Origin of the sequence: Halalkalicoccus tibetensis, assembly GCF_037996645.1 — an archaeon.
Taxonomy (GTDB): domain Archaea; phylum Halobacteriota; class Halobacteria; order Halobacteriales; family Halalkalicoccaceae; genus Halalkalicoccus; species Halalkalicoccus tibetensis.
Window position 1 is genome coordinate 584,717 of record NZ_JBBMXV010000001.1, and the last position, 21,199, is coordinate 605,915.

At 63.3% G+C, this 21,199-nt stretch carries 21 protein-coding genes and 2 tRNA genes; 10 read left to right on the top strand and 13 right to left on the bottom strand.

The features are described from left to right. Positions 1–538: 538 nt before the first annotated feature. The 4 genes from WOA58_RS03185 to WOA58_RS03200 all read right to left on the bottom strand — a co-directional run bounded on the left by WOA58_RS03185 (position 539) and on the right by WOA58_RS03200 (position 4,896). On the bottom strand, positions 539–1,432 hold the full coding sequence (locus tag WOA58_RS03185) for a hypothetical protein (RefSeq protein WP_340602713.1): 894 nt from the start codon (positions 1,430–1,432) through the stop codon (positions 539–541). A 172-nt stretch (positions 1,433–1,604) separates the two neighbouring features. Next, a complete protein-coding gene (locus tag WOA58_RS03190) occupies positions 1,605–2,735 on the bottom strand; it encodes a tyrosine-type recombinase/integrase (protein ID WP_340602714.1) in 1,131 nt (376 codons plus the stop codon). Between the two features lie 48 nt (positions 2,736–2,783). Then, positions 2,784–2,858: transfer RNA gene (locus tag WOA58_RS03195), tRNA-Glu, on the bottom strand. A 64-nt stretch (positions 2,859–2,922) separates the two neighbouring features. Then, complete coding sequence (locus WOA58_RS03200; RefSeq protein ID WP_340602715.1) at positions 2,923–4,896, bottom strand: 3-hydroxyacyl-CoA dehydrogenase/enoyl-CoA hydratase family protein; 1,974 nt, start codon at positions 4,894–4,896, stop codon at positions 2,923–2,925. A gap of 126 nt (positions 4,897–5,022) precedes the next feature. On the opposite strand from WOA58_RS03200, the gene WOA58_RS03205 reads away from it, so the two are divergent. Beyond that, positions 5,023–5,619, top strand: a complete 597-nt coding sequence (locus tag WOA58_RS03205) for a DNA-3-methyladenine glycosylase family protein (protein WP_340602716.1) — start codon at positions 5,023–5,025, stop codon at positions 5,617–5,619. A gap of 1 nt (position 5,620) precedes the next feature. Here WOA58_RS03205 and WOA58_RS03210 read toward each other — a convergent pair whose 3' ends face one another. Continuing rightward, positions 5,621–6,967, bottom strand: a complete 1,347-nt coding sequence (locus tag WOA58_RS03210; protein WP_340602717.1) for a RimK family alpha-L-glutamate ligase — start codon at positions 6,965–6,967, stop codon at positions 5,621–5,623. 92 nt (positions 6,968–7,059) lie between these two features. Between WOA58_RS03210 and WOA58_RS03215 the strand changes: the two genes are divergently transcribed. The 5 genes from WOA58_RS03215 (at position 7,060) to WOA58_RS03235 (ending at position 11,780) form a co-directional block, all read left to right on the top strand. Then, on the top strand, positions 7,060–8,076 hold the full coding sequence (locus WOA58_RS03215) for a succinylglutamate desuccinylase/aspartoacylase family protein (protein WP_340602718.1): 1,017 nt from the start codon (positions 7,060–7,062) through the stop codon (positions 8,074–8,076). Positions 8,077–8,168: 92 nt separating this feature from the next. Then, entirely contained in the window at positions 8,169–8,561 is a 393-nt protein-coding gene (gene sdhC, locus WOA58_RS03220; protein ID WP_340602719.1) for a succinate dehydrogenase, cytochrome b556 subunit, read from the top strand. Then, complete coding sequence (locus WOA58_RS03225; RefSeq protein ID WP_340602720.1) at positions 8,562–8,933, top strand: succinate dehydrogenase hydrophobic membrane anchor subunit; 372 nt, start codon at positions 8,562–8,564, stop codon at positions 8,931–8,933. Between the two features lie 7 nt (positions 8,934–8,940). Then, positions 8,941–9,822 carry a succinate dehydrogenase/fumarate reductase iron-sulfur subunit gene (locus tag WOA58_RS03230; protein WP_340602721.1) on the top strand — a complete coding sequence of 294 codons (882 nt, stop codon included), beginning with the start codon at positions 8,941–8,943 and terminating at the stop codon, positions 9,820–9,822. Positions 9,823–9,872: 50 nt separating this feature from the next. Then, positions 9,873–11,780: an FAD-binding protein gene (locus tag WOA58_RS03235; RefSeq protein ID WP_340602722.1), complete on the top strand. Its 1,908-nt coding sequence runs from the start codon at positions 9,873–9,875 to the stop codon at positions 11,778–11,780. Positions 11,781–12,026: 246 nt separating this feature from the next. Here WOA58_RS03235 and WOA58_RS03240 read toward each other — a convergent pair whose 3' ends face one another. Further along, complete coding sequence (locus WOA58_RS03240) at positions 12,027–12,257, bottom strand: MarR family transcriptional regulator (protein ID WP_340602723.1); 231 nt, start codon at positions 12,255–12,257, stop codon at positions 12,027–12,029. Between the two features lie 528 nt (positions 12,258–12,785). Further along, positions 12,786–14,006: a hypothetical protein gene (locus WOA58_RS03245; RefSeq protein ID WP_340602724.1), complete on the bottom strand. Its 1,221-nt coding sequence runs from the start codon at positions 14,004–14,006 to the stop codon at positions 12,786–12,788. Between the two features lie 190 nt (positions 14,007–14,196). On the opposite strand from WOA58_RS03245, the gene WOA58_RS03250 reads away from it, so the two are divergent. Together WOA58_RS03250 and WOA58_RS03255 are read left to right on the top strand one after the other, a co-directional pair. Beyond that, the gene (locus WOA58_RS03250; RefSeq protein WP_340602725.1) at positions 14,197–14,511 is read left to right on the top strand and encodes a hypothetical protein; all 315 of its coding nucleotides are present in this window, start codon (positions 14,197–14,199) and stop codon (positions 14,509–14,511) included. A 17-nt stretch (positions 14,512–14,528) separates the two neighbouring features. Then, the gene (locus WOA58_RS03255) at positions 14,529–14,870 is read left to right on the top strand and encodes a hypothetical protein (protein ID WP_340602726.1); all 342 of its coding nucleotides are present in this window, start codon (positions 14,529–14,531) and stop codon (positions 14,868–14,870) included. Between the two features lie 341 nt (positions 14,871–15,211). Here WOA58_RS03255 and WOA58_RS03260 read toward each other — a convergent pair. The 3 genes from WOA58_RS03260 to WOA58_RS03270 all read right to left on the bottom strand — a co-directional run bounded on the left by WOA58_RS03260 (position 15,212) and on the right by WOA58_RS03270 (position 16,382). Further along, positions 15,212–15,285 (bottom strand) — tRNA-Thr (locus WOA58_RS03260). A 17-nt stretch (positions 15,286–15,302) separates the two neighbouring features. Beyond that, complete coding sequence (locus WOA58_RS03265) at positions 15,303–15,773, bottom strand: GNAT family N-acetyltransferase (protein WP_340602727.1); 471 nt, start codon at positions 15,771–15,773, stop codon at positions 15,303–15,305. 45 nt (positions 15,774–15,818) lie between these two features. Continuing rightward, entirely contained in the window at positions 15,819–16,382 is a 564-nt protein-coding gene (locus WOA58_RS03270; RefSeq protein WP_340602728.1) for a CBS domain-containing protein, read from the bottom strand. 135 nt (positions 16,383–16,517) lie between these two features. Between WOA58_RS03270 and udk the strand changes: the two genes are divergently transcribed. Next, positions 16,518–17,279: a uridine kinase gene (gene udk, locus WOA58_RS03275; RefSeq protein ID WP_340602729.1), complete on the top strand. Its 762-nt coding sequence runs from the start codon at positions 16,518–16,520 to the stop codon at positions 17,277–17,279. Here udk and WOA58_RS03280 read toward each other — a convergent pair. Next, the gene (locus WOA58_RS03280) at positions 17,276–17,596 is read right to left on the bottom strand and encodes a DUF5785 family protein (protein ID WP_340602730.1); all 321 of its coding nucleotides are present in this window, start codon (positions 17,594–17,596) and stop codon (positions 17,276–17,278) included. The genes udk and WOA58_RS03280 overlap by 4 nt on opposite strands. An 89-nt stretch (positions 17,597–17,685) precedes the next feature. Between WOA58_RS03280 and WOA58_RS03285 the strand changes: the two genes are divergently transcribed. After that, on the top strand, positions 17,686–18,453 hold the full coding sequence (locus WOA58_RS03285) for a CPBP family intramembrane glutamic endopeptidase (RefSeq protein ID WP_340602731.1): 768 nt from the start codon (positions 17,686–17,688) through the stop codon (positions 18,451–18,453). On the opposite strand, the gene WOA58_RS03290 is transcribed toward WOA58_RS03285, so the two are convergent. After that, positions 18,454–19,878 carry an amidohydrolase family protein gene (locus WOA58_RS03290; protein WP_340602732.1) on the bottom strand — a complete coding sequence of 475 codons (1,425 nt, stop codon included), beginning with the start codon at positions 19,876–19,878 and terminating at the stop codon, positions 18,454–18,456. Continuing rightward, positions 19,879–21,039 (bottom strand): pyridoxal phosphate-dependent aminotransferase, encoded by a 1,161-nt coding sequence (locus WOA58_RS03295; protein WP_340602733.1) that lies wholly within the window; start codon positions 21,037–21,039, stop codon positions 19,879–19,881. Between the last annotated feature and the right edge of the window lie 160 nt (positions 21,040–21,199).

Consider the following 21,199-nt stretch of genomic DNA (forward strand, 5'->3'; position numbering starts at 1 on the left):
ATATTCTCATTGGGTTTGTTCAGACGCGAACTATGACCGTCTATTTAGTGGAACTTCACTCATAGGGGGGTAGGTCAGTGTCCTCCATAAAATTCTCCAGATGATGGTAGGCAGCATACGAAAAAACGAAAATAAGAACAATTATCCAAATCGTATCTGTCGAAATCCCTTCGGGAACTGTTCGGTCAAAATGGAGAGCTAATAAGGCTCCAACTACACCCGACAATACCATCTTTACACTTGTTACTATCAGCGAGAATAGATAGAAGAACTTCTTATTAGAGCAATCCCAACATGTTTGAGTTTTAATTTCCATCCCGGTTCTAGTTCTGGTTCCGGTTCAGGATAACCGGGATAATCTGCTCCATCAATCATGGGTATGATGAAACAATAGATTTGTGTGCTCTTTAGTTGGCCTATGAGCAGTTTGAGAAGTGAAGAGATGAGAAAACCTTTGATGATTTGCTGTCCGTCCTAAGCACCTGTGAGCTTCCAGAGATAGGAGAGAAAGACCAATTGATATGAAGAGTGGCTATTTCTACTCTTCCCATTGGATATCTTGAATAATTTGGTTTCTACAGGACTTGCATTTCCAGATTTGTATCCCATTAATCACAATTGATGACTCTTTGCTCCTATGGGGTCCAACTGGAGGATGAACATTTTCAGGACGATAGTACCGTCCCTCACTAATAAGGGTAAACGTCTCTCCACAAGTTGGGCAAATAGTTTCTTGTTTTGTGGTATAGTACCAGCTGATAGCGGAAATAATACCTATAGGTAGAACAAGATAAAGGAACCCTGTCATGGAGTAAGCAGGCATGAGATTAATCGTGGAGGGTGCTACTGACACAACAGGTTGGAGAAATGATGGTAGACCGATTAGCTCATTTACACTCCGTCCTATAATCAGGAACATCCAAAGATAAGACAGCACCCCAAGGGAAATCGCAACTCGTTCTATCCAATATGACCACCTTTGTTCATACGATTCTCCAATAGCTAATTCATTGAAAAAAGTCCTCATCCAACGAACGAAATATACAGTCATATTTGGATGCTGCCCTGTGCCTGCCCATTCCCAATTTTCCTTTATTGTATCTGCGGAAGACCGTATCTCTTCTCGGTTTTTATTCCGCCCAACAGGCTTTTCTCTATTTCCTGGAACTCTACCGGCTGCCATCTTAGGGGGTATTTCTTTTTCGTCAAGTTCGGAGCTTTCATTTCCTTCCTCTTGTGCTTCGTTTTCTCCTTTGACTTCTTCATCAAATATCCAGTCATACAACCAGAATATCACTAATAAAATGCCTGTTGCAGAGCTAATAAGAGCGAAACTGGCTCCAGCCCATTGTAATATGATTGAAATAATAAAGATGAATAGAGCACCGATAATAGATGCCACAGTCATTTTTATGAGCTCTTCCTTCCCCATCTTTCCTGAATTGCGATAACGAAGTTGTTAGTAGTTTCTGTTAGTCTCTTTGGGTAATCTTGACACTCCTTGTATCACCAGGTTATTCAGGTACATTTGTGAAGACATGGGATAATCGTGACAACATAATGGAGATAGAGGGAATAGCAGAACGTTCTATGGGCTCGTGGTCTTACCCAATCCGTTCCAGAGCCTCCTTGCGGTCCTCTATTGGCGTTTGGTCGTACCGCATGGTCGTCTGGGGACTCTTATGCCTCAATTGGCTCTGAGCTGCTTTCAGGTCCCTCTCTGCGGTCATGTATGTGCCAAGGGAATGGCGGATAGCATACCAAGACATCTTACGGTTCTCCACGGGAATCTCTGCAAGCTTACAGAGACGCCTGAGAAGGTATCTGAGCGATTGTGCTTGGTAGGGGTTTCCTTCCCTCGTCAACCACAGAGAATCCGTTCCATGGTACATCTCGCAGTTCTCTCGCTCTCTGAGCCACCGTCTCAAGGAATCTGCTGTTCGTTCGGTCAATCCGACGTACCAGTTATCTCGATTCTTCGATGAATCCTCCTTAGGTATTCGTAGCATCCCATTCTGGGTATCAATCCAACTGACGGAAGCTCGTTCTATCTCTACTGGTCGAAGCCCGGCATCCAGTGAGACCCAAACCATACTGGGGATTTTCCATTCATTGGCCTTCTCCCAATCCTCTGGGGTGACCTCTGACTTGGGTTTACCGAACCGTTGGGCCAAGTATGTCTTCCATTGGTCTCTCTCGGAAGGAGTGAGGTCATTGTACCCCGGAACAGACCCATACTCAAGGGCAGCTTCCCGTATTTTGGTCCGTTCTTCTTTGGTAAGGTAATCCCGTGGTTGGGAACTGGTATTCCCCGACGAGAAGGCTACGTTGGGTTCCCATGGGTTGAGCCCCTTCTGATACTCTTGCCATTTGAAGAGCCTTTTGAGGGATTTGACTATCTTGTTCCCATGGGAAGCCGATGTATCGGATTGCTTGAGATGGTTGAGATAGTCGTTTGCAAGCTCCTGAGTGATGTTCGTTGTGTATCCTTCTTCTTGCCATACCCACCGATAGAATTGGTCTAATCGGTACGCAGTCTTCTCAAGAGTTGAGTCACTGTATCCCTGGTTTGCTTCTGGATTCTTCCCCAGGGTATGGAGCCAACTGAGAAGGTTCCTCCGATGGGTTTCGTAGTCCTGTTGTTGCCTGTCGTTGAGGTACCGCTTTGCTGGTTGAGTGAGGACAGGAATGCTATTCGGGAGGTCGTTCCGTTGAGTCGACTCGGATGATGCCATGATGGATTTACTTCTGGTTATCCATGGCAGAAAACTGCAAGAGGGAAGTGCTCGGTCGGGGATTTGAACCCCGGTCATCGGCTCGAAAGGCCGAAATGATTGGCCGGACTACACCAACCGAGCGATCACTCCGCTCGCGTCCTACCGTTCCCGGCAGATTCGTTTAAACGTTCCGTTCCGCGTCGATCTACTCCCCCTCGAACTCCGGCTCGCGATCGCTCTGGAAGGCCGAAAGCCCCTCCCAGAGGTCGTCCGTGGTGAAGAGGTGGCCGAAGGAACTGGCCTCGAGCTCCAGGCCGGCATCGACGTCGCCTCGGCCCGCGAGCATCGCGCGTTTCGTGAGCTTCTGGGCGATCGGCGGGCCGCCCGCGAGATCGCCCGCGAGCTCCCGGGCGTGCTCGTCGAACTCCTCGGTCGGGACGACCTCGTTGACGAACCCGTAGTCGTACATCGTTTCGGGCTCGTAGTCGTTGTCCGCGGTGAAGATGATCTCCTTCGCGCGGCCTTCGCCGACGATCCGCGGGAGCCGCTGGGTCCCGCCCCAGCCGGGCAGGAGTCCGAGGTTGTGCTCGGGCTGGCCGAACTGCGAGCGCTCGCTCGCGATCCGCATGTCGGCGCAGGCCGCGAGCTCCATCCCGCCGCCCAGACAGTAGCCGTCGATCGCGGCGAGGACGGGTTTGGCGAGCTCCTCGAGGCGTCCGAACACCCGCTGGCCGTGTCGCGAGAGCTCGGCGGCCTCGAGGCCGCTCCCGGCGGCGGCCGTCGAGGCGTCGAAGCCGGCCGAGAAGGCCCGGTCGCCGGCACCCGAAAGCAGGATCGCGCGGACGTCGTCGTCCTCGGCCAGCTTGTCGAGGGCGTCGTCGATCTCGTCGATCATGTCCGTCGTGATCGTGTTCATCCGGTGGGCCCGGTCGATCGACAGATGGCCGATCCGGCCGTCGACCTCGACCTCGATGGCGTCGTACTCGTAGCCCTCCGGATCCCCGTCCTCGGCGGCGTCGTAGAACCCACCCGCCTCGGCGCGCTCGCGGAGGTAGTCGTCGGGCCGGTAGCGCTCGTGGCCCGTCTCCTCGTAGGCCTCCTCGAGCGTTTCGAGCAGCCGTTCGAGCCCGTACTCGTCGACGAGCTTGACGGGGCCGTCGGGCCACCCGCCGCCGAGGGTGACCGCCTCGTCGATCGAGTCGGGCGGGGCGATGTCCCCGCCGATCAGCTTCGCGACCTCGTTGGCCATCGAGGCCAGCAGGCGCGCCTCGACGAACTCCGAGCCCTCGTCGGCGGGGATCTCCGCGCCGGGGCCGTCCTCGTAGTCGTAGAAGCCCTTGCCGGTCTTCTTCCCGAGCTCCTCGTTCTCGACCTTCTCGACGAGCAGCGGGGCGGGCTCGTAGGCCTCGCCCAGAACATCGTTCATGTACTGGAGGACGTGGTAGCTCACGTCGTTGCCCACCTGGTCGCCGAGCTCGAACGCGCCCATCGGGTGGCCGATCTCGAACTTCGTCGTCGAGTCGACCTCCGTGATCGTCGCCTCGTCCTCGCTGACGAGCCACGCGGCCTCGTTCATCAGCGGGACGAGCACGCGGTTGACGATGAATCCGGGGGCGTCGCGGTGGACGCGCACGGGCGTCTTGCCGAACTCCTCGGCGAGCGCCTCGGTCAGTTCGAGCGTTTCCTCGTCGGTGTGTTCGCCCGTGATGACCTCGACGAGGTCCATCCGGACCGGCGGGTTGAAGAAGTGCATCCCACAGAACCGCTCGGGGCGCTCGGTGACCTCCGAGAGCTCGGTGATCGAGAGCGAGGAGGTGTTGGTCGCGAAGACCGCCCCCTCGGGGGCGTACTGTTCGACGTCGGTGTAGACGTCCTTCTTGATCTCCATCTGCTCGGGGACCGCCTCGATCAGGAAGTCGGTGTCCGCGACCGCCTCCTCGACGTCGACGACGGGGGTGACCCGCTCCAGGGCCGCGTCCGCGGCGTCCTCCGAGAGGCGGTCGTTCTCCGCGAGCTTCCCGAGGCTCCACTCGATCTGCTCGTAGCCGTTCTGAACGAACTCCTCCTTGATGTCGCGCATGTAGACGTCGTAGCCGGCGATCGCGGCGACCTCCGCGATCCCGTGGCCCATGTTTCCGGCACCGAGAACCGTGATGGTGTTGACGTCGTCTAACTCCATGCTCCACGGTGGGACTGCAACCCGTTTCAACGTTTCCCTCTCCTGGATTAACAACCCGTATTCAGTTTATTAGCTGACGACGGCCGGACCGGTACCGTCAGGTGGTTCGCGTCCCTAGCGACGGCGATGGCAGACGACGCGCTCGCACGCCTACGGGAGGACCCCGTGATGGAGGCCCTGATTAGCGAGTACGATCCTTACGTCGAGCCCGAATGGGATTCGGAGTTCGAGCGACTGATCGTTTCGATCATCAACCAGCAGCTCTCGACCGCCAGCGCCGCCGCCGTCAAGGAACGCGTCTTCGACCTGTTCGACGACGGGGTGACGCCCGAGGCGGTGCTGGCCGCCGACGAGGAGGCGCTTCGCGAGGCCGGCCTCAGTCGGACGAAAGCCGAGTACGTGAAAAACGCCGCGGAGGCCTTTCTCGAGCGTGACCTGACCCGGGAGGCGCTCGCCGACCACACCGACGAGGAGGTGATCGAGGAGCTGACCCGCATCAAGGGGATCGGCGAGTGGACCGCCCGGATGTACCTGCTGTTCGTCCTCGAACGTGAGGACGTCCTGCCGCTCGGCGATCTGGCGGTCCGGCGCGGTATCGAGAACCTCTACAACGACGGCGAGGAGCTGACGCGCGCGGAGATGCGCGAGATCGCCGACGCCTGGCGACCCTATCGATCGGCCGGAACGAAGTACGTCTGGGCGGCCTACGAGGCCGAGGACTGAGCTACTCCTCCTCTTCTTCCTTGTCGGGGTCGTAGTCCTCCGCCTCGGCGCGGCGGCGGACGTCGACCTGGTAGTTCTCGAGGATGTCTCGACCCAGAAGCAGCGCGTAGTCCATGTGGCTGCGGTCCTCGATGCTCGCGGTGACGGTGTGCTGGTTGCCGCTGACGCCGACGACGAGGTCCACTACGGGTCGGGACCGGCTGGACTTCGAGCTGCCCGAGCGTACCCGCGTGATGGACTTGATCGGGCCGGCGCCGATCTCGGCGGCGAGGCCGGTGTCGATGCTGGTGCGGGCCGCGCCGGTGTCGGACTTGGCGATCACGGTCTCGCTGCCGCTGGTCCCGCTGACCAGTACCTCCTCGGTGTAGCCGATGGAGACGACCTCGTCGCGGACCTGTTCGGCCTCCGGGGGCATCGAGGCGGGTCGCGAGTCGTCGAGGGTCGCCGAGAGGTCGTGGACGCGCTCGGGATCGACCTCCCCGCCGCCGAGCTCGATCGCCTCCTGGGCGATGTAGGGCGCGGGGCTGACGTTCGACGCCCGATAGAGCCCGCGGAAGCCGGCCGTGGGGTTGACTTCCAGGACGAACCAGCCGTTCTCGCCCTCGATGAGGTCGACGCCGGCGTAGTCGAGCCCGATCTCGTCGGTCGCCCGCCTCGCCATCTCGACGACCTCCTCGGGCAGACGGTCGCTCGCGTCCTCGACGTCGCCGCCGAGGGCGACGTTCGTCCGCCAGTCGTTCTCGGGCGCGTAGCGGTTCATCGCGCCGATGATCCGGTCGCCGACGACGTAGACCCGCAGGTCGCGGTGTTTCTCCCCGTCGCGCTCGATCAGCTCCTGGAGGAACGCCTGGCGATTGCCGACGCGGGGGTTGACCGACTCGTTGGGGCCGATCTTCCAGGTGCCGCCGCCGTGAGTGCCGATGGCGGTCTTGTAGACGACTTCCTCGCCGAACTCGCCACGGCCCTCGTTGAGCCGGCGGTTGTCGAGCGCGAGCAGCGCGTCGGGCACGGGGACGCCCGCGTCGGCGAGCGTCACGCCGGTCGCGAACTTATGGAGGGCGGTCAGCGTCGCCTGGGGCTCGTTGAGCATCGGGCGCAGCGACTCGTAGGTCGTCGCCAGGCCCAGCTCCTCGCTGGGGTGGCCCGTGTTCGAGAGCAACAGCCGATTGGCGATCACGTCGACGTCGGGCTCGAGGTGTACGCCGTCGGAGTCGATCTCGATGGCGGTGTTCTCCTGTCTGAGCCACTCCCCCTCGTGGCCGAGGTCCTCGATGGCGTTCAGGATGGCTTTCGTCTCTTTGCTACTGTGGAGGCTCAGTACCCCGACTCGGACGCTCCCGGTTCCCATACTCACGGCAACTCACGGCGGGTGCAAAAGCGTTGCCAGTCCGGCCGATCCACCTGGGAGACTTATTACGTGCCGGGCCCGCAGACACAGCCATGACAGCCGCGCCCTCCGCCTTCACCTACAACGGCGGAACGGTCGCCCCCGGGGAGACGACGAACATCCGCTATACGGTCAGCGAGACGTATCTCGGCGACCCCATCAGGATCCCCGTGACGATTGTCAACGGTGAGCACGACGGTCCGACGGCCTGTCTCACCGCCGCGACCCACGGCGACGAGCTCAACGGGATCGAGGTGGTCAGGGCCGTGGCCCACGAGTGGGATCACACGGACCTCCACGGGACGATCGTCTGTCTCCCGGTGCTCAACGTCCCCGGCTTCCTCGCCCAGCAGCGCTACCTGCCGATCCTCGATCGGGACCTGAACCGGTCGTTCCCCGGCTCGGAGGGCGGGACCAGCGCCCGGCGGATGGCCCACCGGATCTACACCAACTTCATCGAGCCGTGTGACTTCGTCCTCGACTTCCACACCTCGACGCGCGGCCGGAACAACATGCTCCACGTCCGGGCTCACATGGAGGACCCCGAGGTCAGGCGCCTCGCGTTCGCGTTCGCCTCGAACGTCATCATCGCGAGCGAGGGCCCCGAAGGAACGCTTCGCCGGGAGGCCAGCGACGGCGGCACCCCCACCGTGACGATCGAGATGGGCGGGGCCCACCAGTTCCAGCGGGACCTGATCGACGAGGCGCTCGCGGGGACCGAGAGCGTCTTCGCCGAGTACGGGCTCTACCCCCAAACGAAGGTCCGCTGGCCGGGCTGGCGGACGGTGATCCAGGACGACCTCGAGAAGACGTGGATCCGGGCGGACTCGGGCGGGATCGTCGACATGCACCACCGCCGGGGCGCGCTCGTCTACGAGGGTAAGCCGATCTGTACGATCACCAACCCGTTCATGACCGAAACCGACGTGGTCGAGGCCCCCTTCACCGGCCTGTTGGTGGGCGTGCTCGAGAACCCCGTGGTCTATCCGGGCAACCCGATCTGCCATCTCGTCGAGCTCGACGAGACCATCGAGGACATCGTCGCTTCCCGGCGCTCGGTCGGGGAGTGAACGGGTCCGAACGTTGCTACGAGAGCCCTCGAAGCGGTCGATCGTGCGAGGTAGTAACCTCTTTAGTCCATGAGTCCAAGACCCAAGCAGGAATGAGTCAGTCGTACAATCGTGGCCTCGTCGAGGACTTCGGTCGGTGGCGCGAGTTCACCGCCGGCATGTGGGCGTGGATCTTCCACAAGTTCACCGGCTGGGTACTCATCGGCTACCTGTTTACACATATCGCGGTCCTGAGCACGGCGACCGTCGGGACGGGAGCGTACACCGAGACCATCCAGAGCCTGGAGAGCCTCTTCATCGTCCGTGTCCTCGAGGTCGGCCTGCTCGCGGTCGCGGTCTTTCACATCCTGAACGGCATCCGACTGCTGATGATCGACCTCGGGGTCGGCCTCGAAGCACAGGACAAGAGTTTCTACGCGGCGCTGATCGTGACGGGCCTGATCGCCATCGCGAGCGTGCCGACGTTCATCGAGGGGGTGTTCTAGATGGCGGAACGGTACTCCTCGTTCGACTCCAACGGCAGCCTCTGGCTGATCCAGCGGATCACCGCGGCGTTCCTGATCGTGGTGCTCGCCTTCCACTTCTTCCTGCTTCACTTCGTGAACCACGCCTCGGAGATCACGTTCGCGGGCAGCCAGTACCGGATGCAGGACCTCGGCTACTACTCGCTGATGGTCCTGTTCCTGATCACCGCGACGTTCCACGGCGTCAACGGCGTCTACAACGCCGTGACCAATCAGGGGATCACGGGCACCCCGAAGACGGTCGTCAAGTGGGTGCTGATCGTCGCGAGCCTGCTGTTGATCGTCCAGGGGATCAGAACGGCGAACGCACTCGCGGGAATCGGACTCTACTGACACCACCATGAGCACACAAACATCACAGGAGACGGAGGAGGCGGAAGTCGAATCGGGACAGGCGGAGCCGCACTCGCCCCATCAGGACCGCCGGATGCAGGAGAGGGCGTCGAAAGAGGAACGGCGACAGCGGTTGAACGACGAGCGCACACGGGAGAGCGAGGAAACCGTCGAGATCAAGGTCTTTCGCTACGACCCGGAGGTCGAGGCCAAACAGGAGCCCCGCTTCGACACCTTCCACGTCCCCTTCGAGAAGGGGATGACGGTCCTCGACGCGGTGATGTACGCGCGCGACCACCACGACTCCTCGCTGACCTTCAGACACTCCTGTCGCCAGGCGATCTGTGGGTCGGACGCCTTCTTCATCAACGGCCGCCAACGGCTGGGCTGTCAGACCCAGATCGCCGAGCTCGATACCCCGGTTCGGATCGAGCCCCTCCCTCATCAGGAGGTCGTCAAGGACCTCGTCGTCGACATGGACTCCTTCTACGAGCAGATGGAGGCCGTCGAGCCGTACTTCCAGACCGAGGAGAAACCCGACGGCGAGCTCGAGGAGCAGCGCCAGAGCCGGGAGAACCGCGAGAAGATCAAGATGGGCACCCGATGTATCTGGTGTGCCTCCTGTATGTCCTCGTGTAACATCGCGGCGGGCGACGACAGCTACCTCGGCCCGGCGGCGATCAGCATGGCCTACCGCTTCGCGATGGACGAGCGCGAGGGCGACGAGATGAAGGACCACCGCCTACGGCTGATCGAGCAGGAGCACGGCGTCTGGCGCTGTCAGACCCAGTTCTCCTGTACGAACGTCTGCCCGAAGGACATCCCGCTGACCGAGCACATCCAGGAGCTCAAGCGGGAGGCGGTCAAGAAGAACCTCAAGTTCTGGTAGGACCGTAGCGCAACCACAACCTCAATACGATACACTCCTAATCACCGATCATGTACGAACACGATGTACTCGTCGTCGGCGCGGGCGGCGCCGGCCTCCGTGCGGCGATCGCGGCCCACGAGGAGGGCGCGGACGTCGCGCTCGTCACGAAACTCCACCCCGTTCGCAGCCACACCGGCGCGGCGGAGGGCGGCATCAACGCCGCGCTCCGGGAGGGCGACTCCTGGCAGGACCACGCCTACGACACGATGAAGGGTTCCGACTACCTCGGGGACGCCCCCGCGATCGAGACCCTCTGTCAGGACAGCCCCCAGGAGACGATCCAGCTCGAGAACTGGGGGATGCCGTTCTCCCGCGAGGAGGACGGTCGGATGTCCCAGCGCCCCTTCGGCGGGCTCTCGTTCCCCCGAACCACGTACGCGGGCGCCGAGACCGGTCACCACCTGCTGCACACGCTCTACCAGCAGGTCGTCAAACGCGGGATCGAGGTCTACGACGAGTGGTACGTCTCACGCCTCGCCGTGACCGAGGACCCCGACCCCGAGAAACGCCAGTGTCACGGCGTCGTCGGCTACGACGTTCAAACCGGTGAAGTCGCGGGCTTCCGGGCGCGAGACGGCGTCATCCTCGCGACCGGCGGGCCCGGCCAGGTCTACGACCACACCACCAACGCCGTCTCGAACACGGGCGACGGCCCCGCGATGGCCTACCGGGCGGGCGTTCCGATGGAGGACATGGAGTTCATCCAGTTCCACCCGACGACGCTCCCGAGCACCGGCGTGCTCATCTCCGAGGGCGTCCGTGGCGAGGGCGGGATCCTCTACAACGAGAAGGGCGAGCGGTTCATGTTCGAACACGGCTACGCCTCCAATTCGGGCGAGCTCGCCTCCCGCGACGTGGTCGCTCGCGCGGAGCTCACCGAGGTCAACGAGGGCCGCGGCATCAACGACGAGTACGTCCACCTCGACATGCGCCACCTGGGCGAGGAGCGCATCATCGACCGCCTCGAGAACATCCTGCACCTGGCGGGCGACTTCGAGGGCGTCGACGGGCTCGTCGAGCCGATGCCCGTCAAGCCCGGCCAGCACTACGCGATGGGCGGCATCGAGACCGACGAGAACGGCGAGACGCTCGTTTCGGGGCTCTACGCCGTCGGCGAGTGTGCCTGTGCGTCGGTCCACGGCGCGAACAGGCTGGGCGGGAACGCGCTGCCCGAGCTCATCGTCTTCGGCGCACGGGCGGGACGGCACGCCGCGGGAACGGACCTCGGCGAGGCGATCATCGAGACCGGGCGGACCGAGGACACGGAGATCGGCGAGGTCGACACTCCGGTCGCGCCCGGCGCGATCCACGCCGACGACGAGGCCGTCGCCGACGGGGGTTCGGACGTCGACGACTCCGAATCACGTCGGGACGCGACGCGGTCCGACGGTGGCGACCCCCGGAGCGAGGGGGCGAGCGTCATCCCCGAGCCCGACGAGGTCGTCGACCGGGCCGTCCAGGCCGAGAACCGCCGGGTCGATCACCTGATGGAGAAAGAGGACGGCGTCCAGCAGGCCGAGCTCCGCGAGAAGCTCCAGAAGACGATGACCCAGAACGTCAACGTGTTCCGGACCGAGGAGGGGCTCAAGCAGGCGCTGCGCGACATCCGCGAGGTGCGCGAGCAGTACCAGGACGTCTACGTCGACGACCCCTCGCGGACGTTCAACACCGACCTCCAACAGACCATCGAGATGCGCAACCTGATCGACACCGCCGAGGCGATCACGCTGGGCGCGCTCGCGCGCGACGAGTTCCGGGGCGCCCACTGGCGCCAGGAGTACCAGGAACGGCGCGACGAGAAGTGGCTCAAACACACGCTGCTCTCGTGGAACGACGGCACGCCCGAGCTCTGGTTCAAGCCCGTCATCCTCGAGGGCGAGGACAAGACCTACGAGCCGAAGATCCGCAGCTACTGAGGCGTCCGCGATCGCTCCCGGCGCCCGCGTGCGCCCGACAGCCGCACCTCGTCGATCGTTGGCTTCTTGCTCGCAACCCCCGTAGCGACGGTATAGGGAAGTGTGGCTCAGAGGTAGAGCGCCGACGCACGTTTTCGTGCACAGGCTTCGCGTGGTTCGAATCCCGCCCCTTCCACTGGCGTCTTACGAGCACAGGAGAATAACAGTACGGGCCGTCGGGTGCGGGACTCCGCGGATCACCTCCTTCTATCGGATGGCGGAGTAGCTCCCGCCCCCATCGACCGTCTCGATGAAGCCCTCGGTCTCGAGGCGGTGCAACACCGGGAAGAGCGTGAGCTTCTTCACCCCGAGCGCGGACTGTAGCTGGTCGGGCGTGGCGTCGCCCGCCGTCCGCAGGTAGAGGTAGACGAGCTTGGCGGTCGAGGAGGACAGTTCTTCGGGCAGCGATCCATGTTTGGGCTCTCCGACTACGGTCATCTGTTCGATTCGTACGACTGGTTCGACGATATTAAAACCACTCTACGACGATCGTCGAACCCCGGAGAGAGGCGGTCGGCGAAACTCTCCGACAGTTTACATACGAAAACATACATATTTTTATAATGTCAGGTAGTGTTGCAATTTGGAGGTGAATAACCTATGTCCCCGACGATGTTCCTCACGTTGGTCGTGCCGCTGTCGGTCGCGCTGTTCGTGACCGAGTGGCTCTTCGCTCCGCGTGCTCAGTAGTCCGATGACGGGCGCCGCCCACTCCCTCCCCTGGCAGGGGCGGCGCCATCGAATCGCAACGAATCGGGACGAGACAGTCGTCCCGGCAGGAGACGGATCGCGTCCCTGACAGACCAAGCGGGGATGGGCAGCGTGTGGCGATCCAAGCACCACTTCCCCCTCCTCACACCGCTGCTGGCGGGCAGCCAGCCTCTACTCCTACGGCTCGCAGTAATATAGATATACATACATTAATTCCGGCCCCTCTCCTCGTTTCCGCGACCGGATCGGAGCCTCTCAAGCTTCAGGGTCGTCGTATCCCCGGTAGGCGGGGCTGTCCTCCGGGTTCTCGAAGTCGATCGACGCTCCGCGGTCGGGACTCCAGGCGACGTCGGGGTCCGAGGCGCCGGTTTCGTTGCCCGACGTCCCCCAGCGGTCGGTGAACTCCCCGTCGGGGACCAGCGGATCGTAGCGCTCGCCGTCGTTGCCCGTCACGCCGTGGACGTTCTGCTGGTACCAGCTTCCCGCCCTGTCGTTGCCGGAGTTCGACTCGGGGATCGCGTCGTGGCTGATCCGGCAGTCGACGAGCTCGAAGCGCTCCCAGGGCTGCCCGCGGCAGGTCGCGACCGCGGCCGAGTCGTGGAGGAAGGTGCTGTCGCGGACCTCGACCACTCCGCCGGCCCGGAGCCCGAAGTCGGGATCCTCCTCGGTCGTGTCGTAGGAGATGTCGTTCTCGGTCAGACAGTGCATGTCGATCGTGTGGCCGAACTGGTCGGGGCCGACGACGAGCTCTCTCGCCCGATAGCCACACCGGTATCGGCCCTGGCCGGTGATCGCGTGGCGCTGATCGTTGCAGTAGACGTGGTCGATCTCCGCGAAGCCCATCCAGACGTCAATCCCGTAGCCGTAGCCGTCCTGCTTCGAGGTGTGGAGGTGACAGTGATGGACGTGGGCGTCGTCGGTCCAGCGATCCTCCTCGATACAGCCCTTGACGTGGACCCCCGCCCACGTCCAGCCCCAGATCTCGCAGTTGTCGACCTCGCCGCCCTCTCCCTGCAGCGTGATCGCGCGGGCGAGGTTGCCCGGGTAGACCTCCGGGTCGTTCGGCGCGTACTCCTCGCGGTCGTGGGAGGCCCCCCGGAGCCGGAGGCCCGTAACTCTGGGAGCGCCCTCGGTCGCCGTGCTGTAGAGCATCGTGTAGGGGCGATCCGAGCCCGTCCCGCCCCCGGTGTGGCCCTCGACGCCGGTGGACAGCAGCGCGCCCTCGGAGCCGTCCCACCCCCTGTCGCCCACTAGAGTGGATCGGCCGATGTCGAGCTCCGTCGAGCCGAACTCGATGTCCGAGTCGATATGGATTACGTGATCCGGCCCCGCGGCTTCTTCGAGCTCCGAGAGGGTGGAGACGGTTACGTCGGCAGCGTCGGGGTGGAGTTTGCCCTCCTCCTTGCTGTAGTGCTCCCCGCCGCCGTGGGGCATCTCGTCGAGGACATCGAGGACCTCGCTGTTGCTGTAGGCCACGTGTTCTTGGGGGCTATGGGCGGGGGTCTCTTGATGGCGTCGGCTGTCTCAGAGATGTTCTCACTGATATTATTATTCTAGATATATCAGATAGTTTAATATGGTTACTAAGCTTTCTGATGATCGGCTATATATGGCTGAATACAATCAGGGAAACGCATAACTCTCTGCTTCCAATAGTAGTTTCCAAATGGGATCCGATCCTACCGACAGCAATATAAATGATAGCTCGATAACGAAGCTGAAACGTTCCGAAAATTATACAGAGCAATTCGTAGAAGAGGGAGTTGTCGTCGAAACAGAGGATCACGTGATTATTGATTTCCAGAAAACAAATGCTGATTTCTATATAGATGAGGAGGGTAATTTAGTTGAGTTCGGCGGCGAGAGAGAGTCATCTGCTCGTCTTCACATGTCCTTCACTGCTGCCGAGAAACTTGCGGCTAACCTTGCAGAATTTGTGGAAGAACGAGAGAAGGTGCCAGACGACGGAAATAAATCATAGACCGCTAATTAGGTACCATGTCCAGTAGCACATACGAGTTCCGAGGCGGGCGTGGCAGCTCCAAGGATAGTAGTCGCGTTCACGCTACAGGAGGCCCAGCTAGTAGCAGAACAAACATTCATGAGCAGGGCCGAAACAAAAACAGAGTCAACCAGATTAAAAATCGGGAAACCAAGTCAACGGAACCGGACATTGCAGAGCTGCCAGAGGAAGAAAGATTGGAAAAAGCAAAGAAAATGATGGAGGAAAGCCAGGCTTTGGAACTTTCTCTAGAAGTGGGTGAAATGGATCGAATAACTCAAGATATCATAGTGGAAAAGACATCAGATGGCTTTATAGTTTACAATATTCTAGATTGATGACTGAAGGTCCTAACTTTACGCTTGCCGAGTCACCTATCAGAAAAGAGGCAATGAAGGAAGTTATGGAGGAGCGGAATTTTGAAGTATGTCAGCCAAAAGAATCTGTTCTCAAGTCAAGCCGTTTATTTAATCGTAAAAAGTATTTATTCACCCATCTCAAAGAAAATGATGATGGATCTCTGGAGTGGAATCTTTTAATAGTTCCACCTAACGGAGAGCCTACTCAGGTTACGTTTGATTGCTAGTGGCAAAATAATGAACCAGGTAGATAGCCATCTTATGATCTTACCCATAGTACCTGCCTATCGTATATCAAATTATAGATGATATAATCCCAAAGCCAAGGGGGGGATTTGAACCCCCGAACTCCCGATTACAAGTCGGGTGCTTGAACCACCCAAGCTCCCTTGGCGCATGCGTACGCTATCGCTATGGGGTGTTATCGGTTTCGACTCGTTTCTCTAGCTCGACGCGATGGGGCCGGTAGCCCCGCTCGTCGTAGAAGCGCCGGGCGTCCTCGTTCTCGGCGAGCACCTCGATCCCGATCACCGCCGCGCCGTCTTCCTGTAGAGCCCTCTCGGCCTCTTCCAGCAGCGCCGAGCCGATCCCCTCGCCGCGCTTCTCGGGGACGACGAAGAGGTTGTGGACGAGCCCGCGGGTCTCGTCGGCGACGTAGAGCCGTTGCTCGATCGAGAACATGGCAAACCCGAGGAGCGTATCGTCCTCGCGGGCCACCAGCAGGTTCCCCTCCGCGGCGTAGTGGCCCATCGACTCCTCGATGCGCGTGCGGTTGGCCTCGCTCGCGAGGTGGGAGCCGAAGGCACGCTGGCCGACCGCCAGGCGCACCCAGAGGTCGGCGATCGCTTCGATCTCCTCGAGCTCCGCGGGTTCGATCCGCATCGGCGGGGAGAGACGTGCGAGGACAAAGAAGCGTCCGGTCGCGGCTCAGACCCCCCGGCAGTCCCCGCAGACGGCCTGGCCGTTGACCGACGCCAGGTTCGGCATCAGCGACCCGCAGACCTCACAGACGCTCTGGGTGGTGTACTCGGGGTTCTCCGAGGCCGTCTCCGCTCCCGCGTTCGTCTCGGCGGCGTCCGACAGCCCCTCCTCGGGCTCGGGCGCCGAGAGGATCGACGCCGTGGCGGTGATCACGTCCTGGCAGGTGAGCACGCCGACGATCCGCTCGCCGTTTCGCACGATCAGCTGGCGCCTGTCGGCCGTCGAGAGCTCGCTCGCGGCCTCCGAGAGGGGCGTCTCCGCGTCGACGCTCGGCCCCGCACCGGACATCATTGAGGCGATGCCGGCCTCGACGGGGATCGTCCCGGTGGTCGCGGCCCGCAGGAGGTCGTGTTCGGTGACCGTGCCGACGGCCTCCGATCCCCGGAGGACGACGACCTCGCTGACGCCCTCCTCGATCATCACGTCGATGACGTCGCCGACCGTATCCGACTCGCTCACCCCCACGTAGGCGGTCGTCATCGCGTCCCGGGCAGTGAGGTCTTCTACCATATGGGAGGATTTCGCACAGAGCGGCTAAAACCTGTTCCCGGCAGAGTTATGCATCCATGTGTGGTAGTATCATGGTCAGTCCTCCGTTCGGCACGAACCGGGACGTTGAAACCCGCTCACGTGTCACTGTCGGTGATGACCATCCCCTCGTTCGTGCTCGGGATCGCCGGCGGCACCGGCGCGGGCAAGACGACCGTCGCCCGGGAGGTCACCGCCGGGCTCGAAGGTGCCGACTCCCGGACCGACCGACGGGTCGAGCCCGGGGAGGGCTTCGAGGAGGACCAGCCGGACGCCGAGGGCTCCGCCGGGGCCGTGACGCACGTCCCGCTCGACAACTACTACGAGGATCGTCCGGAGCTCACGCTCGACGAGCGCGAGGAGATCAACTACGACCACCCCTCGGCGTTCGACTGGGAGCTGCTCCGGGAGCATTTCGACCGGCTGCTCTCGGGTCAGCCCATCGAGATGCCCCAGTACGACTTCGAGACCCACAGCCGCACCGGCGAGCGGGTCCGCGTCGAGCCGACCGACGTCGTCGTCCTCGAGGGGATCCTCGCGCTCCACGACGAGGCGATCGTCGACATGCTCGACCTCCGGCTCTACGTCGAGACCGACGCCGACGTGCGGATCCTCCGGCGCATCCGCCGGGACGTCCTCGAACGGGGCCGGAGCCTCGAGGGCGTGATCGACCAGTATCTCTCGACGGTCAAACCGATGCACGAGCAGTTCGTCGAGCCGACGAAGAAGGAGGCCGACCTCGTCATCCCCGAGGGGGCCAACACGGTCGCGATCGACCTGCTGGAGGCGGCGATCGCGGCCGCCCGCGACCGACAGCTCGGCGGCGCGCCGGCCACCGAGGCCGAACCCGGGACGCCGCTGCTCGAGTACGACGACTAAGCCGGGTTTCGCTCGGGGTTCGCGCCGACGGGGTGGTACTCCCAGAAGCCGCCCTCGCGCATCGCGCGGCCGATCGCGCGGTGGAACTCGACGATGTCGGGGACCTCCTCGGTGTCGACGCCCTCGAGGATCTCGCGGGCGGGGACGACCGTCTTCGAGTTGATCCGGATGGGATCGTCGCCGTACTCGGCGACGAACTCCTCGAACGCGAGCGGGAAGTCCTCCTCCTCGTCGACCTTCTTCGCGAAGATCGCCATCCCGTACTGTCGCATCCCCTCGCTGCCCTGCTCGCCGTCGGGGTCGTGTGGCCAGTCCATACCACGGATGGGCGCGAGGGGCGAAAAAAGGTTACTGTGTGTCGCGCGCAAACGACAGGGAAAAGGGACGTCGGTCCGAACGGTCGACAATGGATACCCGTACGACGGATACCGGACCGCTCGCGTACGCCATCACGCTCGTCACCGTCCTCGCCATCGGCTTCGCGGGGTTCGCCGTCGGATCGATCTTCACCCTCGTCGCCGCGGCCCTCCTCGGGGCGTTCGGGATCGACGTCTTCGGCAGGCCCGTGCTCCAGATCGTCGTCGGCGTCGTCACGCTTCAGGGACTGGGCTTCGGCTCGGTCGCACTGTTCTACCTCTCGACCCGCGACGAGGGGTTCGACCTGCTGATGCTGTCGATGCCCGACCTCCGTGACCTGATCTGGATCGCGGCTGGCCTGGTCTCGCTGTTCGTCGTGCTGATCGGGGTCAGCCTCGTCCAGATGACCTTCGGCATCGAGTCGGCCGAGCACGGCCTTCAGGAGCTCGGCACCCAGAACCCCGAGATCCTGCTCGTGCTCGTCCCGCTGTCGATCCTGCTCGTGGGCCCCGGCGAGGAGCTGCTCTTTCGTGGCGTCATCCAGCAGCTCCTCAGGAACCGCTTCGGGGTCGCCGTCGGGATCGCGATCGCGAGCGTCATCTTCGCCGTCGCCCACGTCGGCTCGCTCACCGGCGAGGGGCTGCTGCCGACGCTCGTCACCTACGTCCTCCTGAGCGTCGTTCTCGGGGTGAGCTACGAGTACAGCGAGAACCTCGTCGTCCCCTCGGTGATCCACGGGCTGTTCAACGCGATCCAGTTCCTCATCCTCTACTGGGGAACGACCACCGGCAACGTCCCGGCGCTGCTTCTGATCTAGCTACAGCCGGCCCTCCCTTGCCGCCCCGACGAGCTTCGAGTCGGCCGCCCGCCAGTCCTCGGCGGCCCGCGAGAAGACCGCCTCGGCGCGCTCGCTCGCCTCCTCGAGAACCGCTCGTTCGTCGATCGCGGTGAACTCGCCGTCGAGCACGATCGGCTCGCCGTCGACGAACACGGCCTCGGCGTCCGCGCCGCCGTAGACGAGGTTCGGGATCGCGGTGTGGAGCGGCTCCGTGACCGCGGGTGCGGTCCCGAGCGAGTCGAGCGCGAAGACGGCCAGGTCCGCCCGGGCACCGACCGCGATCCGTCCGACCGAATCGAGCCCGAGCGCCCGCGCACCGCCGACGGTCCCCAGCCGGAGCGCCTCCCAGGCCGGCAGCGCCGTCGGGTCGCCGCGATCGGTCTTCGCGAGCAGGCTCGCCGTCCGCAGCTCCCGGCCCATGTCGTGGCCGCCGGGGCCTGGCGCCTGGTCGGTCCCGAGCCCGACCGGGGCGCCCGCCGCGAGGAGCTCCGCGACCGGGGGAACGACCCCGTCGATGGCCGCGATCGAGCTCGGACAGCAGATCGTCCGGGCACCGCTCCCGGCGATCCGGGCGCGCTCGTCCTCCGTCGCGCCGTGACAGTGCACCGCGATCAGCCGCTCGTCGAGCAGCCCGTACTCGTCGAGGACGCCCACAGTGGTGGCGTCGGGGCCGTAGCGCGCCCGCACCTGGCGGCGCTCGCGATCGCCCTGGGCGACGTGCATGTGGATCGACGCCCCGCGTTCGTCCGCCCGGTCGCGGATCTCCCCGAGGAGACCGGGCGAGACCATGTCGAGCGCCTGCGGGCCGTACATGGGCGTCACGAGGGGATCGTCGCCGTACCGATCGAACAACGCCTCGGCCCGCGAGAGCGCGGCCTTGCCCTTCGAGCGATCGAGCGGGTACGCCTCGCCGGGGTCGTCGTGACCGACCATTTCGGCCACCTCGTTGATCGTCTCGGTCGCCGCGACGCGCGCGCCGAACGGATCGTAGACCTCCTCGACGATCCGTCCGACCTCGCCCGTGTACTCGCCGAAGGTCGTCACGCCCGAGCGAAGCCCTTCGAGCACGCCCAGCCGGGCGCCCGCGACCCGGTCCTCGTCGGTCATCGCCCGCGCGAGCGGCTCGAGCCCTCGGGTCATCCACTCGATCTCGGGGAGGTCCTGTGTGCCGCCGCGCAGCAGCGTCAGCGGGGTGTGGACGTGCGCGTCGACGAATCCCGGGAGCACGGCCCGGCCGGCGGCATCGATGACCCGATCCGCGCTTCGGGCATCGAGCTCCACGCTCGACCCGACGAACGTGATCTCGCCGTCCGTGACGCCGACCGCGCCGTCCTCGACGACTCCCGAGCCGTCGCGGTCGGGGTCGAACGTGACCAGGAGCGCGTCGGTGATCGCGAGCTCCATTCAGACCTCCTCGCGGACCATCGCCTCGATCCCGTCGAACCCCCTCTCGAGCCGCGGGAGGTCGTTCGCGAAGCTCACCCGCAGGTAGCCCGCGCCGGCCTCGCCGAAGCCGTTGCCCGGCGCGGTGACGACGCCGTGCTCCCGGAGCAGGCGCTTCGCGATTGAGAGGGTGTCGCCGGGCAGCGCGCCCACGTCGAGGAAGGCGTAGAAGGCGCCCTCCGGCGGGGCCGCCGAGACGTTTGGGATCGACCCGATCCGCTCGACGACGTACTCGCGGCGTTCACGGAAGGCCTCGTACATCCGCTCGACCGGTTCTTGTGGCCCCTCGATCGCCGCCAGCGCGGCGTGCTGGGCGACGCTCGAGGCGCAGGCGGTCGTCGCCTCGTGGATCTTCGTCACCTCGTCGATCACCGGGGTCGGGCCCGAGAGCCAACCGATCCGCCAGCCCGTCATCGCGTAGCGCTTCGAGCACGAATCGACCGTGAGCACCCGCTCGGGGTCGTCGACGTAGCTCGCCATCGCGCGGTCGGCGCCCTCGTAGACGAGCCCGCGGTAGACCTCGTCGGCGATCACGTAGGCGTCGTGTTCGGCCGCCGCGGCGGCGACCTCCCGGACCGCCTCGGGCTCGAACACCCGCCCAGTGGGGTTCGAGGGGGAGGTCAGGACGACGACGGAGGTCTCCTCGGTCATGGCGTCGATCATCGTTTCGGGATCGAGCGCGAACCCCTCCTCCTCGGGGAGCCCGACCTCGATCGGGGTCGCGTCGGCCAGGCGGGCCTGGACCGCGTAGTTGGGCCAGGACGGCGCGGGGATCACGACCTCCGAGCCCGACTCGGCGACGGTGAGCATCGCGAGATGCAGCGCCTCCATTCCTCCGGTCGTCACGACCACGTCCTCCGCGGTCCGGCCCTCCCGCCCGGCCGCGATCGCTTCCCGGAGCTCAGGCATCCCGGCGTTCGAGGTGTAGTGGGTCTCGCCCGACCGGGCTGCCTCGAAGGCCGCCTCGGTGACGTGCTCGGGCGTGTCGAAGTCGGGCTCGCCGACCTCCAGGCGAACGAGCTCGCCGTCGTGGGCCTCGGCCATGTCGAACATCACGCGGATCGCCGAGCGCTCGGAGGCCGCGACGCGCTCGGTGATCCGGTGGTTCCCGGAATCGGTCATGCAGAGTCCGTGGGGGGCGCGAACTAATACGTTTGTGAGTATGGCGCGGTTGCCGGGAAACGCGGTGGGGATGGGATTTGAACCGCGGTCGCTCCGCTGGCGCTTTGCTCCCTGCTTCAAATCCATCCGTTACGGAGTCGTGGGGGGGGGGGGGGGGGGG

Bases quoted from the DNA above. Each gene is read 5' to 3' on its own strand.
- WOA58_RS03185 (WP_340602713.1), bottom strand. From the start codon at position 1,432: ATGGGGAAGGAAGAGCTCATAAAAATGACTGTGGCATCTATTATCGGT.
- WOA58_RS03190 (WP_340602714.1), bottom strand. From the start codon at position 2,735: ATGGCATCATCCGAGTCGACTCAACGGAACGACCTCCCGAATAGCATT.
- WOA58_RS03200 (WP_340602715.1), bottom strand. From the start codon at position 4,896: ATGGAGTTAGACGACGTCAACACCATCACGGTTCTCGGTGCCGGAAAC.
- WOA58_RS03205 (WP_340602716.1), top strand. From the start codon at position 5,023: ATGGCAGACGACGCGCTCGCACGCCTACGGGAGGACCCCGTGATGGAG.
- WOA58_RS03210 (WP_340602717.1), bottom strand. From the start codon at position 6,967: ATGGGAACCGGGAGCGTCCGAGTCGGGGTACTGAGCCTCCACAGTAGC.
- WOA58_RS03215 (WP_340602718.1), top strand. From the start codon at position 7,060: ATGACAGCCGCGCCCTCCGCCTTCACCTACAACGGCGGAACGGTCGCC.
- sdhC (WP_340602719.1), top strand. From the start codon at position 8,169: ATGAGTCAGTCGTACAATCGTGGCCTCGTCGAGGACTTCGGTCGGTGG.
- WOA58_RS03225 (WP_340602720.1), top strand. From the start codon at position 8,562: ATGGCGGAACGGTACTCCTCGTTCGACTCCAACGGCAGCCTCTGGCTG.
- WOA58_RS03230 (WP_340602721.1), top strand. From the start codon at position 8,941: ATGAGCACACAAACATCACAGGAGACGGAGGAGGCGGAAGTCGAATCG.
- WOA58_RS03235 (WP_340602722.1), top strand. From the start codon at position 9,873: ATGTACGAACACGATGTACTCGTCGTCGGCGCGGGCGGCGCCGGCCTC.
- WOA58_RS03240 (WP_340602723.1), bottom strand. From the start codon at position 12,257: ATGACCGTAGTCGGAGAGCCCAAACATGGATCGCTGCCCGAAGAACTG.
- WOA58_RS03250 (WP_340602725.1), top strand. From the start codon at position 14,197: ATGGGATCCGATCCTACCGACAGCAATATAAATGATAGCTCGATAACG.
- WOA58_RS03255 (WP_340602726.1), top strand. From the start codon at position 14,529: ATGTCCAGTAGCACATACGAGTTCCGAGGCGGGCGTGGCAGCTCCAAG.
- WOA58_RS03265 (WP_340602727.1), bottom strand. From the start codon at position 15,773: ATGCGGATCGAACCCGCGGAGCTCGAGGAGATCGAAGCGATCGCCGAC.
- WOA58_RS03270 (WP_340602728.1), bottom strand. From the start codon at position 16,382: ATGGTAGAAGACCTCACTGCCCGGGACGCGATGACGACCGCCTACGTG.
- udk (WP_340602729.1), top strand. From the start codon at position 16,518: ATGACCATCCCCTCGTTCGTGCTCGGGATCGCCGGCGGCACCGGCGCG.
- WOA58_RS03280 (WP_340602730.1), bottom strand. From the start codon at position 17,596: ATGGACTGGCCACACGACCCCGACGGCGAGCAGGGCAGCGAGGGGATG.
- WOA58_RS03285 (WP_340602731.1), top strand. From the start codon at position 17,686: ATGGATACCCGTACGACGGATACCGGACCGCTCGCGTACGCCATCACG.
- WOA58_RS03290 (WP_340602732.1), bottom strand. From the start codon at position 19,878: ATGGAGCTCGCGATCACCGACGCGCTCCTGGTCACGTTCGACCCCGAC.
- WOA58_RS03295 (WP_340602733.1), bottom strand. From the start codon at position 21,039: ATGACCGATTCCGGGAACCACCGGATCACCGAGCGCGTCGCGGCCTCC.